The sequence below is a fragment of the Streptomyces gilvosporeus genome (assembly GCF_002082195.1).
GTDB lineage: Bacteria > Actinomycetota > Actinomycetes > Streptomycetales > Streptomycetaceae > Streptomyces > Streptomyces gilvosporeus.
This window is the reverse complement of the sequence record NZ_CP020569.1, coordinates 1,467,006-1,484,618: the sequence shown is the minus strand read 5'-3', so window position 1 is coordinate 1,484,618 and position 17,613 is coordinate 1,467,006. Positions and strand designations below refer to the sequence as shown.

Sequence of the window (17,613 nt, the reverse complement as noted above, 5' to 3'; positions counted from 1 at the left end):
CGGGACCCCGCCGGACTCGACCCGTTTGCTCAGCCCATCGGCTCAGCCCGCCGGGTCAGCCCACCGGACTCGGGGCCGGCACATAGGCCATCCCATGGGCCCCGGGCACGCCGGATTTCGGCACCTCCAGGGTCGCCACCGGCTCCCGTCGCACCAGGTCCACCACGGTCACGGTGCTGGAGACGCTGGCGGCGACATAGCCGTACCGGGCGTCCGGGGACGAGGTGATCGTCAAGGGCACGGCGCCCACCGCGATCCGCCCCAGCAGCTCGTCCCCGCCCGGGCCGTAGAGATGCAGCAGCCCGGGTGCCTGCTCGCCGGACCCCGACGAGCCGGTGGCCGTGCGCAGTTCACCTGCCAGGACGAGACCGGTCACCGTCACATGAACCGGGAAGACCACCCCCTCGGTCGGCAGCGTCCGTACGACCGCACCCGTCGCCGTGTCGATGACCCGCACCCCGGCGTTCCCGTCCGGTCCGCCCGGGGAGCCCCCGTACGGGGCCGCCACATACACCTGCCGTCCGTCACCCGACATCGCGATGCCCTCGCTGCCCGGCACCGCGATGCGGTCGGTGACCGTGCCCGACTCCAGGTCCACGACCGAGACGTACGGCGCCTCCTTGTTCGCGGTGTACGCGCGGCGGCCGTCCGGAGTGAGGACGAACCAGTGCGGCCCCGGCGCTCCGACCGGCACCCGGCGCACCACCTTGCGCGACGCCGAGTCCAGCGCCAGCAGGGCGCCCTCCTCGTGCCCGTACGCCTCCACGCTGACCCACAGCAGGTCACCCGACGGGTCCAGGACCATCCCGTGCGGTGCGCACTCGGGGGCGAGGTCGACGGTGTCGATCACCCGCCGCTCGTCGGGATCGATCACCATCAGCTCGTGCGCCCGCCCGGTGTTGTCGTGGTAATAGCCGGAGCGGTAGGTCACGCTGGCGTACAGCAGGCGCCGGGCCGGGTCGTAGCACAGTTCGTGGGGCTGGCTCAGCACGTCGACGGTGCCCAGGGGGGCGTAGGTCGCCGCGTCGAAGAAGGAGACGCCGGGGCCGCTCTGGCTCACCACCGCCAGGACGTCGTGCGTTGTGGTTGCTGTCGTTGATGCCGTCGTTGTCGTCATGTCTCACAGAGTCGGGCGGGTGGGCCGTTGACTCCAGTGCACTTCTGACAAGGTGTCATTGCCTTGTGCGCAAAGGGTGAGGTGGTGAGTCGGATACGTCGTACGGCCGGTGATCGGGCTCACACACTGGCTAGTATCGGCAACTCCTGCCCGAGAGAGGGGAACGCGAGCGTGCAGGTCGACATCGCCGTGGATGCGCAAGCCGATGGGGAGAGCGACGACCGGTCCCTGACCTCCTTGTACCGCTGGCTGGGGCGGGACCCCGAGGTGGTGCGGCACGCCCAGGTCTCCTTGGTGCCCCGGCAGGCCCAACCCGGCGATATGGGCGATGCGTTCGAGGTGATCAATGCGGTCGTCGCCAATGCCATCGCCCTCGGCGGACTGGTCGTGGCGTGCGCCACCTGGCGCGGTTCCCGTTCCGCCGCGCCGCCCGTACGGATCGAACGGGACGGCGTGACGATCACCGTCGAGGACGGCTCGCCGGAATCGGTGCACCGCATCGTGGCCGCCCTGGCCCGCGGCGACCAGGATGGGGACGAGGCAGATGGGGACGGGCGAGACGGAGACGGGCAAGACGGGGACGAAGAGGCTGGGGACGAGGGAGCCGGCAGGGACCGGCAGCGGTCATGACCGACCTCCCCGATCCCGCCGCCTCCCGGGCGCTGCTCATCGGTGTCCATGCGTACGAGCATCTGGAGGGCTTACCGGCCGTCGCACGTAATCTGGACGGGCTCACGCAGGCGTTCACCGACCCTGCGCTGTGGGGGTTACCGGAGTCGCACTGCGTCGCACTGTCCCAGCCCCGAAGCGCCCAGCAGGCGCTCGACGCTCTCAGCGAGGTGGCCCGGCGCGTCACCGACACCTTGGTCGTCTACTACGCCGGCCACGGCCTCACCGACCCTGACAGCGATGAGCTGTACCTCGCCCTCCCCGGCTCGCACCGCGACCGCCTGTACAGCGCGCTGCCGTACGAGTGGGTGCGCCGGGCGATCCTGGACCCCCGGATCGCGGCGCGGCACAAGGTGGTGATTCTGGATTGCTGCTACAGCGGGCGCGCCCTGCTGGGCGGGATGAGCGGCACCGGCCAGGTCGCCGACCAGGCGCTGATCGACGGTACGTCCCTGCTGGCGGCCTCCGCGGAGACACGGAAGGCGCTGTCCCCGCCGGGTGAGGAATTCACCGCCTTCACCGGCGAGTTGATCACCGCCCTGACCGAGGGGATCGCCGGCGGCCCGGCGCTGCTGGACATGCAGACCTTGTACCGGCATCTGCACACCGAGCTGGCGGCCAAGTCCCGCCCGCTGCCCCAGCAGCGCAACCGCAACACCGGCGGTCAGATCGCGCTGGCCCGGAACCGTGCCTACCTGTCCGTCCGTACGGATCCACCGCCCCCTGCGCCGCCCCCGACACCGCCCCAGCCGGTCAATCCGCCCCCTCGGGCCGGCACATCGGCACCGACCGAGCCCTCCCCGTCCTCACCACCGCGCGAGTCGGCGCCCCGCACCGAGGGGTACGGGCGCCTCAGGACCCTCCGATCGCCGCGGGCCCTGACGATCGCGGCGGTCTCGGCGGTCCTCGTTGCCGGGGTGTCCACGTCTCTCGCCCTGTGGAGCGGATCATCGTCCGACGGCTCCCGGGACGAGGGGAAGACCTCCGCCGCCGCGCATGCCAAAGGGGCCGTCTCCAAGGCCGAGTTCGACATTGCCTCGGGGCATGTTCTGCGGCCGGCGCGCACCAAGGGAGGCACGCTCAAATTCGTCAGCGCCACGACCGCCGACTCCTGGGATCCGCAACGCACTTACGGCGGCTTCGTAGGGGACTTCTCCCGCTACTACTCGCGCCAGTTGATGACCTACGCCACCAGCCCCGGCGCACAAGGCACCAACCTCGTACCGGACCTCGCCGCCGCCCCACCCAAGATCACCGACGGCGGCAGAACCTATACCTTCATGCTGCGGGACGGGGTCACCTGGGAGGACGGTTCGCGGGTGACGTCCGCGGATGTCAAATACGGCATCGAGCGGCTCTGGGCGCGGGATGTCATCGACGGCGGGCCGACGTATCTTCTTGACGTACTCGACCCGAAGGGTGCATATCGCGGCCCGTACGCGGACACCTCGAAGGCGGGCCTGAAAGCGGTCCAGACACCCGACGAGAAAACCATCGTCTTCAAGCTGCCGAAACCCAACGGAGATTTCGAGCAGATGCTGGCCATGCCCGCCGCCTCGCCCGTGAAACAGTCCCGCGACACCAAGGCCCTCTACGGCCGCCATCCCCTGTCCAACGGGCCGTACAAGTTTCAGTCCGATGGGACGGGGCGGCGGCTGGTGCTCGTGCGGAACAGCCATTGGCAGCAGTCGAGCGACCCGATCCGTAAGGCCCTGCCGGACAGCATTACGGTCAGCTTCGTCACCGATGCGCACACCATGGACAACGGTCTGATCAAGGGGGATTACGACCTGGCCCTGGACACCGACGGGCTGCAACGCTCGACCGGCGCCCTGGTGCTGACGGATGCGAACCTCAGGAAGAACCTCGACAATCCGGCATCCGGCTGGGTCAGTTATGCGGCGTTTCCGCGGTCGGTCAAGCCGTTGGACAACGTCCACTGCCGCATGGCGATCATCTACGCAACCGACCATCAGGGCATGCAGAGCGCGGTCGGCGGTCCGGTCGCGGGTGGCGCCCTCGCGCCGAATCTGTCCCCGCCGGGTATCAGGGGCGCCGACCCCACCTTCGACCCGTACGACATCCTCAAGGGCGGCGGCAGGCCGGATATGCGGAAAGCGGAGCGTGAGCTGAGGTCCTGCGGGCGGAGTGAGGGGTTCTCGACCACGATGGCGGTGCGCAGCGACAAGCAGTCGGACACGGACGCCGCCGAATCGCTTCAGGCGTCGCTGAATCGCGTGGGCATTACGACGCATATCGCCTTCATCGATGCTGCACAGGCCCAGCGGATCACCGGTGCGCCCCGGGTCGTGCAGGAAAAGGGCTATGGGATCGTCCTTTCGCGAGGGGCCGCCGACTACCCGACCGGGCAGAGCTACTGGAAACCGCTCGTCGACGGCCGGTCGATGACGTCGAACGGGAATGCCAATATGGCGGAGGTCGATTCCGGCGGGATCAATGCGTTGCTCGACGAGGCGGTGGCGGAGTCCGATCCCGGCAAAGCCGCCCGACTCTACGACAAGATCAACCACGAGGTGGCGGACGGCGCCTACTACTTGCCGATCGTCTACGACAAGCGCCTCAGCTGGCGCGGTCCGCGGCTGACCAATGTCTATGTTTCGAGCGCTTACGGCACCTACGACTATGTGTCCTTGGGCGTCAGCGGCAGCTGAGAGGGTGGGGAGTGCGTGGTCGGGGGCACGCTCTCCCCACCCGCGGGTCAGCAGGCGCCCAGGTCCTGCCAGACTCCCGAGCCTCCGGTGGACGGCGTCTCGCCCTGGGTCCACCACTTGGCCTTCCAGGTGTGGCCGTTGTAGGAGGCGATGTCGCCGCCCAGGTAGACCGTGTCGGCGCGGTAGGCGGCGGCGGTACAGCTGTGGTCCGGCGGTGGGGTGGTGGGCGGCGTGGTGGTGGGGGGAGTGGTGGTGGGAGGGGTGGCTCCGGCGAACTTCACCGAGTAGGTGGTGAATTCGTAGGCACTCTGCGGAACGCTGCTGCAGGTGCCGGACGTTTTACCGTTGTTGTCCGGCGGAGAGCACTGCCGGTCCCGGTTGACGGACCAGTTGGTGAAACGTGCCATGTGGTGAGATGTCGCGAAATCCAGCACCGTCTGGAAGTCGGCCTGCGTGAAGGTTTCGCCGGTGTCGCTGCGGCCGTTCATCTGCGAAATGCCCTCATGGGCGTACGCGGTGGCCTCGTCCCAGCCGAAGGTGGATTGCAGCAGGGAGTTGAAGTGCGTCAGGGCGGCCGTCTGTGAGGCGGCGCCCTGGAAACCGCCGTCGAACGGCATGATGGAGAAGTTGTCCGGGGTGAAGGACTGCGCCTTGGCCTCGTTGAGCATCTGCTTGCCGAACCAGCCGGTGCCGTCGGTGGTGCCGGCGGTGGTCACCGAAAGGTAGATGCCGGGGTTCTTCTGCTGAAGAATTTTGGCGGCCCCGATTTCGTTGTGGATGGCGGCGGAGTTCTCGTACTCCGGCTCCTCCAGGTCGAAATCGAGCGCCTTCAGGCCGTATTTGTCGATGACCTGCTGGTAGGCGGCGGCCGTTGCCTCCGGAGTGCCGCAGTTCTGGCCGAGTTTGGTGCCGCCGTATCCGCCGACGGAGGCGGAGACGTCGCCGCCCTTGGCGCGGATCGCCGCTATCACGCCGCCGACCGCGGTATCCGTGCCCACCGGGCTGGTCCCGCCCCAGGTCGGCGAGCAGCCACCGCCGTTGGGCGCCAGAATGAAGGCGAGCTGGAACGCCTTGAGGCCGGTGGCGTCCATCACCGCCCCGGCGTCCGGCGGGTCGTTGTCGAGCGGCATGAGATAGGGCGCCGCCGCGTACCAGTTGCTCCCCAATGCCGCGCCGGCGGCCTTCAAGGTCGGGGCGGTCGTGCGGTGGCCGACGGCGAGCGCCGTACCGGCCGCCGTCGCGAGTGCGAGTCCGGCCGTCGCGACGCCGGCGGCGAGCGTTCTGAGGTGACGAGGTGCCTGACGAGGTGCCATATGCCCTCCTGTGAAACCTGGAACCGAGCTGGTCCAGACCAATTGCCCCACAGAGTGGGCCCTGATCACGAGGGCGTCAATACTTTGGACTGGACCAGTGCGGGCCGGACGTCAGGAGCCGCCGCCCGCCCCCGTCAGCCGTCCTTCCTGCGCCCGCCGCGTCCCACCGCGCCCCGCCACCGGTACGTCGAGGGTGCGGGCGATGCCGACCACGCCCTCGTCGAGGCGCTGGAGATGCCGCAGCACGCGGAGGGTGACGGTGTCCGGCCGCAGTGCCGGGGCGCCGTCCGCCTCCAGCATGGAGGCGATGCTGGGGCCGGAGATGACCTCGCCGTCCCCGTCCCCGTCGCCGTCCTCGTCCGACACGCGGGCGACGATGAGATCGATATTGCGCGCGATGCGCCGGCCGACGCGTTCGAGCCGGGGGTCGGCCGCCACGGTCCTGCTGGAGGGCAGCAGTTCCGCCGTCGCCGCCAGGGACCGGGCGTGATAGGCGCAGGTCTCCAGCAGCGCCACCAGATAGCGGGCGGTCTGCCGGCGCCCGCGCAGCGGCGTGATGGGATGCACCAGCGGCTGGGTGGAGCCGCGCAGATCGTTCAGGGCGGTGTCCAGATCGCGCGCCCTGGTGAGCAGTTCGACGGCCGGCCCGCCGCTGAGCTGGTGCACCGCCGCGGAGACGGCCTCGCGCAGCCGTACCAGGACGGTGCCCAGGTGCTCGTCCGTACGGCGGTCCGTATGCACCGGCAGCACCAGTACGGCGGCGATGATCCCGCAGGCGGCGCCCAGCGCCGTCTCCTCGATGCGCAGCACCAGCGTGGCGAGGCTGTAGGTGTTCAGGAGGGTGTAGAGCAGGCCGAGCATCGCGGTGACGAAGAAGGACATCAGCGCGTACGACAGCGGCGCGGTGAAGAACATCCCGAAGACGCAGAGCAGCACCAGCGCGAACGCCGTCCAGGTGTGGTTGCCCACCAGCCCCGCGAGCGCGACACCGGCGACCACGCCGAGCACCGTGCCCACCAGCCGGCGATAGCCCTTGACCAGCACCTCGCCCGTGGAGGCGGTGTTCAGGAACACCACCCAGCAGGTCAGCACCGCCCAGTACCACCGCTGGGTGGAGAGGAACTCGCCGCCGACGATGGCCAGTGCGGAACCCACCGAGACCTGGAACGCGGCCCGGGTGGTGGGCCGCTTGAGCCCGGTGTCCGCCTCCTCGCTCTCCTCCTCGTCGCCCTCCGACCCCACGATCGCCAGGTCCTCGGCGTCGAACTCCTCACGCGAACGCATGGTGGCGGAGCTGTCGTCGGACTCGTCCTGCGGCCCGTCCAGCGCCAGCCGCAGGCCCAGGACGGCGCGGGCCGCCTCGCCGAGACCGCGGAACGCGTCCTGGACGGCCCGTGGGGCGGGCGGCAGCCGGTCCTCGTCCCGATAGGCGAGCAGCCTGTTGCGTACGTGGGCCAGCGCGGTGCCGCGGTCCTCCGGGGCCCGGGTGACCAGCAGCAACAGCGCGTCCAGATCCCGGCGCAGCCTGGTCACGGCATCGCCCTCGCCCTGCATCCGGTTCGCCGTGCTCGGCAGGGGGGCGTGCGGCAGATGCAGGGTGAGGGTCTCCGTGCGCTCGGCGCTCCGGGCGTTGAGCAGCATCATCCCCAGCCGCTCGGCGGCGATCTCGGCGTCCGCGACCCGGCGTTGCAGCAGCCGCGCGGTGGCCGCGTCACGGGTGCCCTCCTCCAGGCGGTCCTGGATCATCAGCGCCGCCTCGTGCAGCCGCGAGGTGTGCCGCCGCAGATCGTCGAGGACGTCGTCCAGCTGCTTGGGTTCGGCGTCCACCAGCTCGCGGTGGGTGGCCACCAGCTGCGCGAGGCGTGCCCGAAACGCCTCCCGCAGGCGGCGCAGGGTGCGTTCCGGAGTGTCGGGGACGACGGCGAACCGTACGGTCGCGCTGCATGCGAAGGCGATGGCCAGGGTCAGGAACAGGGGCGGCAGCGTCGGCAGGGTCGCGTGGACGAACAGCGAGACGAAGTAGATCTGGAAGCCGATCAGACCCAGTGCCATACCGCGGTCACCGAAGCGGCGGGCGTAGACGGCGCCGAAGATCAGGGCGATGAAGAACACGTCGCCGGCGATGATCCGGCTGTGCAGCAGGGCCCCCAGCGTCACGGCGGCCAGCGCGACGGGCAGCCCCAGGGCGAGGGTGACCGCCTGGCCGCGCACCTCCTTCTCCCTGATCGCGAACGTGGCGACCATGGCCGCCATCGCTCCGGCGACCATGAGGGTCACGCCGGTCTGGAGCAGTGCGAGGACGAGCAGGGTGAGCACGATCGCCCCCACCGTGCGCAGCCCCGCCATCAGCCGTAGCAGTCCGGGATCCGATGCCAGGAAGCGGTCCCAGATGCCGGTCGCCGTCCGTCGTATCGCTGCCATCACGCTGCCGTACGCTCCCCGTTCCAGACATCGGCCGAGGTCATGCGCGCCGTCGGCCGGTCGCCCCCAGCATTGCACGACGTCGGGGCAGGATTGCCGGTGACCGCCGCGCCGAGCGGCGATCACCGGCCACTGCCGCACCGGCCGGTGATCTCGCTTCACCGGCCGGCGACCTCTGCTTCACCGACCACCGCTTCACCGACCACCGAGGGGACACCCGATGACCGCGATATCCCGAGCCGACGACGCACGGAGAAGACACCCGGACCTGGACCCGGACCCGGACCCGGCTCGGCCCCGCCTCCACCGGACCTGGGCGCGTGCCCTGCTCGGCGGGGCGGTGATGGCCGGTGCGCTCGGGGCCGGTAACGCGGGCGGGGCGGCGCTTTCCCGGGCGTTCGGCGTCGGCGGCTACGGCGGGCATCTGGTGTCCGCCCTCCTCGTCAGCCTGCTCGCCGTGCCCACCGTGCTGTGGTTACGCAGCGCCCGTCCGCCGCACCGCCGCACCCCGCAACTCGGCCCGCCGGTCCGGGCGCTGTACGGATTCTGCCGCGGCGTGGCCGTCACCGGCTCGTCCGCCGCCCTGGTCTTCGGGGCCGGAACGGCGGCCGGGTGGGTCCGCTGGTCGTCGCTCGACCTCGCGTCGCTCGGCTGGTTCCTGCTGACCAATGCCCTGGTCGCCATGCTGCTGGAGGCCGTGCCGGAGGAGCTGACCCTGCGGGGGCACACCTGGGGCGCGCTGCGCGAGCGGCTGGGGGGTGTGGGCGCGGCCCTGGGCACGACGGCGGTCTTCCTCGTCACACCGGGCGCCTCGACCGTGGTGCAGGCGGGGGTGGGCCGGCTCCTGGGTGTGCCGACGCCGCCGATGGGCCTCGTCCCGCAGGGTCAGGACCGGTTCTTCTACCCGGTGTTGCTCACGGTCTTCGGCCTCACCCTGGTGGCCGCGCGGACGTCGCCGGGCCCCGCGCCCCTGTGGGCCTCGATCGGTACGCATCTGACGTTTCTGAGCGTCAACCGCGTGGCCTTCGACGGCGTTCGGCGTCATGCGGGCTGGTCGGCGCGCATGGCCCCGGAGCACGCGGCGCTCCTCGGCCTGGGCTATCTCGCGGTCACCGCGGCCGTCTTCCTGTGCCTGCGGTGGTGGAAACGGCCGGCCCTCGGCGAAAAGCGGAATGCGGGGACAGGGCGAGGGACGGGGTGACGGAATGGAGAATTGGGGGGATTTTCCTTGGTTCTCGTCGGCACCTACGCATTGGGGGGCATTACGGCCGTAGTGTCGGCGGCATGATGGCGGGGGAGAGCGGCCCGCGCCCGTCGACGTGAGGTCTTTCACAGTGCGAAGACGACGGCGGAAATGGGTCGGCGCGACCCGGCATTGCCGCGCCACCTGCGAGAGCCGGGCGAATGCGGACGATGCGCCGTGCTGCGGTGCAGGTGAGGGGCCATAGTGAATATCGGCTGAATTTCTGGGTAGGAGCCCGGCCTTGTAGTCCGCCGGGCGGCCCCGCCGCAGCCGGTGGCCTTCCGCATGCCTTTGCCCGTGCCACCGCAAGGCGCTGACGTCGGCCAATCTTTCCTCTTCTTCTGCACAGGTAACTGGTTACACTCACGCTCCATGCGAACCGCTACCCCCCACAGCAGTCGCGCAGGTAAGCAACGGAATCTTCCCGTATTTGTCGATGCCTCAGGCAGGCGTCGACGCTTCCTGGCGCATGCAGCGTTGACCCTCGTGTGCATATGCACCGGATATCTCGTGCTTCTCGCCGTCGTGTTCGGCGGCCTCCTCCGGCCGGCCGGACAACCGGCGCAGGGGCAGGCCGATCCGCTTCCGGAGCACACCGCCCACCATCGACCCGGGGCCCCTGTCGACACCGCTCCCACCCCGTGAGACCCACCGGTCAGGTGCGTTGCCCCCGCCGGGTGTGACGCACCCTCTCACGCGGTATGACACCTCGACAGAAAGGGCCCCACTGTGGCGTTGTCAGGCCAGGGGCGTCACGCGCTACGCCATCCCCCACGCTGGCACTGGTTACTGCTGCTGCTCATCCTCCCCATCGTCGCCACCTCCCTGCTCTTCGAAGGCTGGACCACCCACGAGGTCGATGGAGCCCGGACCCGGCAGGCGTGTACGCACCCCATACCGAAGTCCGCGGACAACGGAGACCCGGTGCTGCACCTCACCGCCGCCGGGGCGGAGACCGCGCAGATGCCGGAGCGCACCGCCGCGCTCACCTTCGACGGCGGACCCGATCCGGTCTGGACACCGCGGCTGCTCGATCTGCTGCGGAGGAACCACGCCCGCGCGACCTTCTTCCTCTACGGAACCCAGGCCGCCCGCCACCCGGACCTCGTCCGGCGCATCCGCGACGAGGGCCACGAGATCGGCTCGTACGGCTACACCGGCGGAGACCTGGGCAGCGCCTCGTCCGTCCGCTACCCCCTGGAACTCTCCCTCGCGCAGAGCGCGTTGGCCGGGTCCGCGGGCATCCACACCCGGCTGCTGCGCCTACCGCACACCACCACCGCCGACACCCTCTGCGGCGCCGAGTGGTCGGCCGCCCGGCGCGCCTCCGACCAGGGGTATCTCGTCGTGGCCGCCACCTCGCACTCCCGCAAGCCCCCGCAGGGCGTCATCCGGCAGTACAGCCACACCGCACTGGGCTACCAGGAGGCGGCGAAGCTCCTGGCCGACCCGGAGGTGGGGCGGTTCGCCACCGTCTCCGACGCGCTGGGACGGCCCTCGCTCACCACCCGGGCCTCGCTGCCCGAGCGGATACAGGGCCGGGCGCTGATCTGGATGCAGGCCGCGGGACACGCCTTCGCCCACGCGATGACCTGGGCGCTGGGCATCGCGGGCGCGCTGGGCGTCGTGCGGCTGGCTCTGCTGGCCCTGCTCGCCCGCGTCCAGGTACGGCGCAGACGCCGCCACCGGTCCGGCGCGCCCTGGCTGCACGAGGTGAACGAACCGGTGACGGTGCTGGTTCCCGCGTACAACGAAGAGGCGGGCATCGAGGCCACGGTGCGCTCGCTCCTGGCGTCCACCCACCAGGACCTCCAGATCCTCGTCATCGACGACGGATCCACGGACCGGACCGCGCAGATCGCCCGCGATATCCGCGACCCCCGGGTGACCGTGCTGCACCAGCCCAACTCCGGTAAGCCCAATGCCCTCGGCATGGGCTTGAGCTACGCGCGTTGCGACATCATCGTCATGATCGACGCGGACACGGTCTTCGAGCCCGACGCGCTCCACCGGCTCATCCAGCCGCTGGCCGACCCCACGATCGGCGCGGTCAGCGGGAACACCAAGGTGGCCAACCGGCAGGGGCTGCTGGGCAGATGGCAGCACCTCGAATACGTCCTCGGCTTCAATCTGGACCGGCGGATGTACGAGGTCCTCGAATGCATGCCGACGGTCCCCGGCGCCATCGGCGCCTTCCGGCGGGACGCGCTGACGGCCATCGGCGGTATCAGCGACGACACCCTCGCCGAGGACACCGATCTGACCATGGCGCTGTGGCGGGTCGGGCGGCGTGTGGTCTACGAGGAGACGGCCATCGCCTGGACCGAAGTCCCCAGCAGCCTGGGACAGTTGTGGCGGCAGCGCTACCGCTGGTGCTACGGGACGCTCCAGTCGATGTGGAAGCACCGCCGCGCCGTGCTGGAGCTCGGCGCGGCCGGACGCTTCGGGCGCCGCGGACTGACCTATCTCACGCTGTTCCAGGTCGTCCTGCCGCTGTGCGCGCCGGTCGTCGACGTCTCGGCCCTGTACGGGGTGTGCTTCGGCGACACCGGAGAGGCCCTCGCGGTCTGGCTGGGCTTCCTCGCCGTCCAACTGGTCACGGCGGCCTATGCGTTGCGGCTGGACCGCGAACCGCTGCGTGCGTTGTGGGCACTGCCGCTCCAGCTCTTCGTCTACCGGCAGCTGCTCTACCTCGTCGTCATCCAGTCCGTGGTCACTGCCCTGCTCGGCACCCGGCTCAAATGGCACCGCATGCAGCGCGCGGGCACCGCCAACCAGCATCTGCGCCAGGAGCCGGCCCCGGAGCCACCCACCGCAGCGAGCACGGAGGTATGGACATGAGTGACGTGCCGAGCCCGGGCGCCCGCGGCGGGAGCACGGCCCCGGGGCGGCGCCGGGCCCACCGCTCCCGGAGGAGGCGGCCGCTGCGCCGCCTCGCGGTGGCCGTGCTCGTCCTCCTCCTGGCCGTGCCCGCCGGAGCCCTGGCCTGGGCCCAGGGTGAGCTCCAGAGCACCGTCGACCTCGGCACCCTGGCGGAGCGGCCCCCGGAGGGCAAGGGCACCACCTATCTCCTCGTCGGGTCCGACAGCCGCGCGGGGCTCACCGACAGCGAGAAGCGGAACCTGCACACCGGTTCGGCCGGCGGCGGACGGACCGACTCGATGATCCTGCTGCACACCGGGGCGGCCGGCACCACGATGGTGAGTCTGCCGCGCGACTCCTGGCTGACCATTCCCGCGTACACCAGCCCCCTGACCGGCAAGCGGCACGCCCCGGCGAAGAACAAGCTCAATGCGGCGTTTGCGATCGGCGGCCCGCGGATGCTGGTGCGCACCATCGAGCACAACACCGGGCTGAGGATCGACCACTATGTGGAGGTGGGCTTCGCGGGCTTTGTGAACGTGGTCGACGCGGTCGGCGGGGTCCCGCTCTGCCTCCCCCGGGACCTCAAGGACAAGAAGTCGGGCGCCGACCTGAAGAAGGGCTGCCACACCCTCGACGGCACCGCGGCGCTCGCGTTCGTCCGCCAGCGCCACCAGGAGGCGCAGGGTGACCTGGGCCGTACACAGAACCAGCAGAAGTTCCTGGCCGCCCTCGCCCACCGGGCCGGCGAGCCGGACACCGTCCTCAACCCGTACGCGCTCTATTCCGTCCTGGACGCCGGGCTGGGCACCCTCGTCGTCGACCAGGACACCGGACTGCTGGATCTCGCCTCGCTGTTCAAGGCGATGCACGGCGTCGCGGGCGGCCGCGGCACCCGGCTCAACGTCCCGGTGTCCGCGGTGGGCATCCACACCTCGAAGGGCAGCGCCATCCTCTGGGACATACCGCGGGCCCGCCGGCTCTTCTACGAGCTCGGTGAGGACCGGCCGGTGACGGAGAAAGGGGGGCGGGGGTGAGGGCCGTCCCGTTGACGCCGCGCTGATGCTCCCCCGCCTTCTCTTGACGCAGGTTTGACGCCGGTCCGCGACGGCCGTAAGAGGGCCGCAAATACCCGGGCTGGACTGGGCATTCATCGCCCTGGCGGTGTTTGGATTCGTGTCCCGGCCGGCTCGACCGGCCGCGCGCACCAGGCTGCCGCTCCGCTGAGAAGGTCATCACCTCCATGCTCCCCCCCGCCCCTCACCAGGCACCGCACCGTCCGACGCCCGAGGCCGCGCCACCCGCCGCGCCGAGAACTCCGCGGGGACCGCTCGCCCGGCTGCGGCCGGGGACCGGGAACCGGCGGCGGGCGGCGCGGGCGGGCCTCTTCGACCCCAAACAGCTGGTGCAGTCGTTTCCTGACGCCCTGCGCAAACTGCATCCGCGGGCGCTGGTCAAGAACCCGGTGCTGTTCGTCGTCGCCGTCGGCGCCGTGCTCACCACCGTGTCCGCGGTGCTCCACCCGGCCGTGTTCACCTGGGTCATCAGCGTCTGGCTCTGGCTGACGGTGATCTTCGCCAACCTCGCCGAAGCGGTCGCCGAGGGCCGCGGCAAGGCGCAGGCCGAGTCCCTGCGCAGGGCACGTACGGCCACCGTCGCCCGGCGGCTGCGCAACAACTGGCGGGTCGGCACGGACCTCCGGTACGCCGAGACCGAGGCCGTCGCCGCCACCGATCTCCAGCCCTTCGACTTCGTGCTGGTCGAGGCGGGGGAGACGATCCCGGCCGACGGCGATGTGGTCGACGGTGTCGCGGCCGTCGACGAGTCGGCGGTGACCGGTGAATCCGCGCCCGTCATCCGCGAGTCGGGCGGCGACCGCTCCGGCGTGACGGGCGGTACGACGGTGCTGTCCGACCGCATCGTCGTACGGGTCACCTCCCGCTCCGGCCACTCCTTCCTGGACCGGATGATCGCCCTGGTCGAGGGCGCGTCGCGGCAGCGGACCCCGAACGAGATCGCCCTGCACATCCTGCTCGCCGCGCTCACCATCGTCTTCATCCTCGTCGTCGTCACCGTGCAGCCGATGGCCGACTACGCCGGTGCGGACCAGTCCACGACGGTGCTCGTCGCGCTGCTGGTCACCCTCATCCCGACCACCATCGGCGCCCTGCTCTCCGCCATCGGCATCGCGGGCATGGACCGCCTCGTCCAGCGCAACGTCCTGGCCATGTCGGGCCGTGCGGTCGAGGCCGCGGGCGACGTCAACACCCTGCTGCTCGACAAGACCGGCACCATCACCCTCGGCAACCGGGAGGCCGCCGCCTTCGTCCCGCTGCCGGGCGTCGACGAACTCCATCTCGCGGACGCCGCCCAGCTCTCGTCACTGGCCGACGAGACCCCGGAGGGCCGCTCCGTCGTCGCCCTGGCCGCCCGGACGTACGGACTGCGCGAACCCGCCGAGGGAGAGCTGAGTCAGGCCCGGTGGGTGGAGTTCAGCGCGCGGACCCGGATGAGCGGGGTGGACCTGCGCTGGGGCAACGGGGAGGTGAGCCATATCCGCAAGGGCGCGGCGGCCCAGGTGATCGACTGGGTGCAGCGCTACGGCGGCCATGTCCCGGCCGAGGCACGCCGGTTCACGGATTCCATCGCGGCCTCGGGCGGCACCCCGCTGCTGGTGGCGGTGCACGATCCCGGTGGGCCCCGGGTCCTGGGCGTGATCCATCTGAAGGACGTGGTCAAGGAGGGCATCCGCGAACGGTTCGACGAGCTGCGCCGGATGGGCATCCGTACGGTGATGATCACGGGGGACAATCCGCTGACGGCCAGGGCCATCGCCCGGGAGGCGGGCGTCGACGACTACCTCGCCGAGGCCACCCCCGAGGACAAACTCGCCCTCATCACCCGCGAACAGGAGGGCGGCAAGCTGGTCGCGATGACCGGCGACGGCACCAACGACGCCCCGGCGCTGGCCCAGGCGGACGTGGGCGTGGCCATGAACACCGGCACCTCGGCCGCCAAGGAGGCCGGGAACATGGTCGACCTCGACTCCAACCCGACCAAGCTCATCGAGATCGTCGAGATCGGCAAGCAACTCCTCATCACCCGGGGGGCGCTGACGACCTTCTCCATCACCAACGACGTCGCCAAATACTTCGCGATCATCCCGGCCATGTTCACCGGCGCCTATCCGGGCCTGGCGGCGCTGAACATCATGGACCTGCACAGCCCGACCTCGGCCATCACCTCCGCGATCATCTTCAACGCCCTGATCATCGTCGGCCTGATCCCGCTGGCCCTGCGCGGTGTGCGCTACATCCCCACCACGGCCCATGACCTCCTGCGCCGCAACCTCGCCTGCTACGGCCTGGGCGGCCTCGTCCTGCCGTTCCTCGGCATCAAGCTGATCGACCTGGTGATCTCCACCGTCCCCGGCCTGGGGTGAGCCGCGACGGTCAGCCGTACGGGACGACCGCGACCGGGGCCGGGCAGTGGTGCAGCACGGCCTGCGCGATATGCCCGATGCGGGGGCGGGCGGCCGGTGCGGGACGGGTGCGCCGCCCGATGACGAGCAGACCGGCGCCGGACGAAGCCTCCAGCAGGTGGTGGGCGGGCTCGCCGACGACCGCCTGTTCCCGCACGTCCACGGCCGGGTAGCGCTCGCGCCACGGGGCCAGAGCCTCGCCCACGGCCGACGTCTTCCCGGCCGAGATGTCCGTGCCCCAGTTCAGGGCGGCGCCGATGCCGTAGACGAGGTACGGGGGCGGGTTCCAGCCGTGCACCACCAGCAACGGGGCGCCGCGCGGCAGCGCCGCGTCGAAGGCGAAGCGGATCAGGTCGTCGCAGGGGCGGCCGAGTTCGAGACCGAGGACCACCGGGCGCGCGGTGGCCTCGGCCGGTTCCGGCCCGGGAAGGCCGCCGTCCGCGGACGGCCGGGCGCGCACCACCACGACGGGCCGTGCGCTGCGCGCCACGCAGGCCATGGCGACCGAGCCGAGCAGAAACCCGGCCAGTCTGCCGACGCCCATGGTGCCGACCACCAGCAGCTCGGACTCTCCGGCCGCCGCGCACAGCACCTCGGACGGCGTCCCGGCCAGGCGGTCCGCGGTGATGCCCAGTCCCGGGTAGCGTTCCCGCAACGGGGCGGTGACCTCGCGCGGCACCCCCTCCGACCAGCGGCGGGCCGCCTCCGGCCCCTCGGGCGGGGTGTACGGGTACGGCTCCCACTCCCACTCCCACACATGGACCAGCCGCAGCGGCACCCCTCTGAGCCGCGCCTCCCGGGCGCCCCAGTCCGCGGCGGCGAGGCTCGCGGGGGTGCCGTCCACTCCGACGGTGACGGAGCGCGTCATGACGTACCTCCGGAGCGCGTGAGCGGGCCTGTGCCTTCCAGGCTGGTCCGTCCGGTGCGGCGGGGCGAGGGGCGGACGGGGCTCCTCGCGGGCCGAAAGGCCCAACGGCCCGCGCGGTGGGGGCCACCGGGACGGCCGGACGGCGCAGGAAGGGGGCCGGACGGCCTCTGCTGTGGGCGGCGGGGGGACCGCAGGCTGGAACCGACGGGGCGTCACGACGAGGCGGCACGAGGAGGCGTCATGGAGCACACCCGGCACACTTCGCACGTCCCGCACACCGTCAGCGAGGTGATGACGCAGACGGTGGTCGCGATCGGCCAGGAAGCACGCTTCAAGGAGATCGTCGAGACCATGCAGCAGTGGAAGGTCAGCGCCCTGCCCGTGCTGGCGGGGGAGGGGCGGGTGATCGGGGTGGTCTCGGAGGCCGATCTGCTGCCCAAGGAGGAGTTCCGCACGGCGGTCCCCAGCCGCCTGGAGCAGCGGGAGCGCCTGGACGACGTACGCAAGGCGGGAGCCGTGACGGCGCGGGAGCTGATGAGCGCGCCGGCCCTCACGGTGCACGCCGGTGACACCCTCGCCCAGGCGGCGCGGACGATGGCGTACAAGTCCGTGAAACGGCTCCCCGTGGTCGACGGCGAGGGGATGTTGCAGGGCATCGTCAGCCGCTCGGACCTGCTGAAGGTCTTTCTGCGCACGGATGCGGACCTGGCGGCGGAGGTCCGGACGGAGATCGTGGACCGGCTGTTCGCGGGATCCGCGCAGAAGGTGACGGTGCGCGTCGAGGACGGCGTGGTCACCCTTCGCGGCCCGCTCCCCCGTACCTCGCTCCTGTCCGTGGCCGCGCGCCTGGTACGGGCGGTGGAGGGGGTCGTGGACGTGGCCTTCGAGGACACCACGCCGACGCCCGCCGCGATGGGAGCGACGGCGCAGCGGCAGCACTGAGCCGGGCCGGGAGCAGGCAGCAGGC

At 71.0% G+C, this 17,613-nt stretch carries 11 protein-coding genes; 7 read left to right on the top strand and 4 right to left on the bottom strand.

Annotated elements, in window-relative coordinates; translation table 11 throughout:
* Positions 1 to 55 precede the first annotated feature (55 nt).
* On the bottom strand, positions 56 to 1,117 hold the full coding sequence (locus B1H19_RS06495; RefSeq protein WP_083103659.1) for a YncE family protein: 1,062 nt from the start codon (positions 1,115 to 1,117) through the stop codon (positions 56 to 58).
* A 171-nt stretch (positions 1,118 to 1,288) separates the two neighbouring features.
* Between B1H19_RS06495 and B1H19_RS06490 the strand changes: the two genes are divergently transcribed.
* Entirely contained in the window at positions 1,289 to 1,747 is a 459-nt protein-coding gene (locus B1H19_RS06490; protein WP_083103658.1) for an effector-associated constant component EACC1, read from the top strand.
* Complete coding sequence (locus B1H19_RS06485; RefSeq protein ID WP_083103657.1) at positions 1,744 to 4,458, top strand: caspase, EACC1-associated type; 2,715 nt, start codon at positions 1,744 to 1,746, stop codon at positions 4,456 to 4,458. The genes B1H19_RS06490 and B1H19_RS06485 overlap by 4 nt, the downstream gene beginning before the upstream one ends.
* 47 nt (positions 4,459 to 4,505) lie before the next feature.
* On the opposite strand, the gene B1H19_RS06480 is transcribed toward B1H19_RS06485, so the two are convergent.
* Together B1H19_RS06480 and B1H19_RS06475 are read right to left on the bottom strand one after the other, a co-directional pair.
* Complete coding sequence (locus B1H19_RS06480; RefSeq protein WP_083103656.1) at positions 4,506 to 5,771, bottom strand: carbohydrate-binding protein; 1,266 nt, start codon at positions 5,769 to 5,771, stop codon at positions 4,506 to 4,508.
* Positions 5,772 to 5,882: 111 nt separating this feature from the next.
* On the bottom strand, positions 5,883 to 8,192 hold the full coding sequence (locus B1H19_RS06475) for an FUSC family protein (protein WP_083103655.1): 2,310 nt from the start codon (positions 8,190 to 8,192) through the stop codon (positions 5,883 to 5,885).
* Between the two features lie 220 nt (positions 8,193 to 8,412).
* On the opposite strand from B1H19_RS06475, the gene B1H19_RS06470 reads away from it, so the two are divergent.
* The 4 genes from B1H19_RS06470 (at position 8,413) to kdpB (ending at position 15,739) form a co-directional block, all read left to right on the top strand.
* On the top strand, positions 8,413 to 9,393 hold the full coding sequence (locus tag B1H19_RS06470) for a CPBP family glutamic-type intramembrane protease (RefSeq protein ID WP_083103654.1): 981 nt from the start codon (positions 8,413 to 8,415) through the stop codon (positions 9,391 to 9,393).
* A 771-nt stretch (positions 9,394 to 10,164) separates the two neighbouring features.
* Positions 10,165 to 12,276, top strand: a complete 2,112-nt coding sequence (locus B1H19_RS06465; protein WP_083103653.1) for a bifunctional polysaccharide deacetylase/glycosyltransferase family 2 protein — start codon at positions 10,165 to 10,167, stop codon at positions 12,274 to 12,276.
* The gene (locus tag B1H19_RS06460) at positions 12,273 to 13,334 is read left to right on the top strand and encodes an LCP family protein (RefSeq protein WP_083103652.1); all 1,062 of its coding nucleotides are present in this window, start codon (positions 12,273 to 12,275) and stop codon (positions 13,332 to 13,334) included. Before B1H19_RS06465 ends, B1H19_RS06460 begins: the two co-directional genes overlap by 4 nt.
* A 206-nt stretch (positions 13,335 to 13,540) precedes the next feature.
* The gene (gene kdpB / locus B1H19_RS06455) at positions 13,541 to 15,739 is read left to right on the top strand and encodes a potassium-transporting ATPase subunit KdpB (protein WP_083103651.1); all 2,199 of its coding nucleotides are present in this window, start codon (positions 13,541 to 13,543) and stop codon (positions 15,737 to 15,739) included.
* A 10-nt stretch (positions 15,740 to 15,749) separates the two neighbouring features.
* Here the strand turns inward: kdpB and B1H19_RS06450 are convergent, their stop codons facing one another.
* Positions 15,750 to 16,646, bottom strand: a complete 897-nt coding sequence (locus tag B1H19_RS06450) for a universal stress protein (RefSeq protein ID WP_083103650.1) — start codon at positions 16,644 to 16,646, stop codon at positions 15,750 to 15,752.
* A 240-nt stretch (positions 16,647 to 16,886) separates the two neighbouring features.
* Between B1H19_RS06450 and B1H19_RS06445 the strand changes: the two genes are divergently transcribed.
* Positions 16,887 to 17,588 (top strand): CBS domain-containing protein, encoded by a 702-nt coding sequence (locus B1H19_RS06445; RefSeq protein WP_237289164.1) that lies wholly within the window; start codon positions 16,887 to 16,889, stop codon positions 17,586 to 17,588.
* The last annotated feature ends 25 nt before the right edge of the window (positions 17,589 to 17,613 follow it).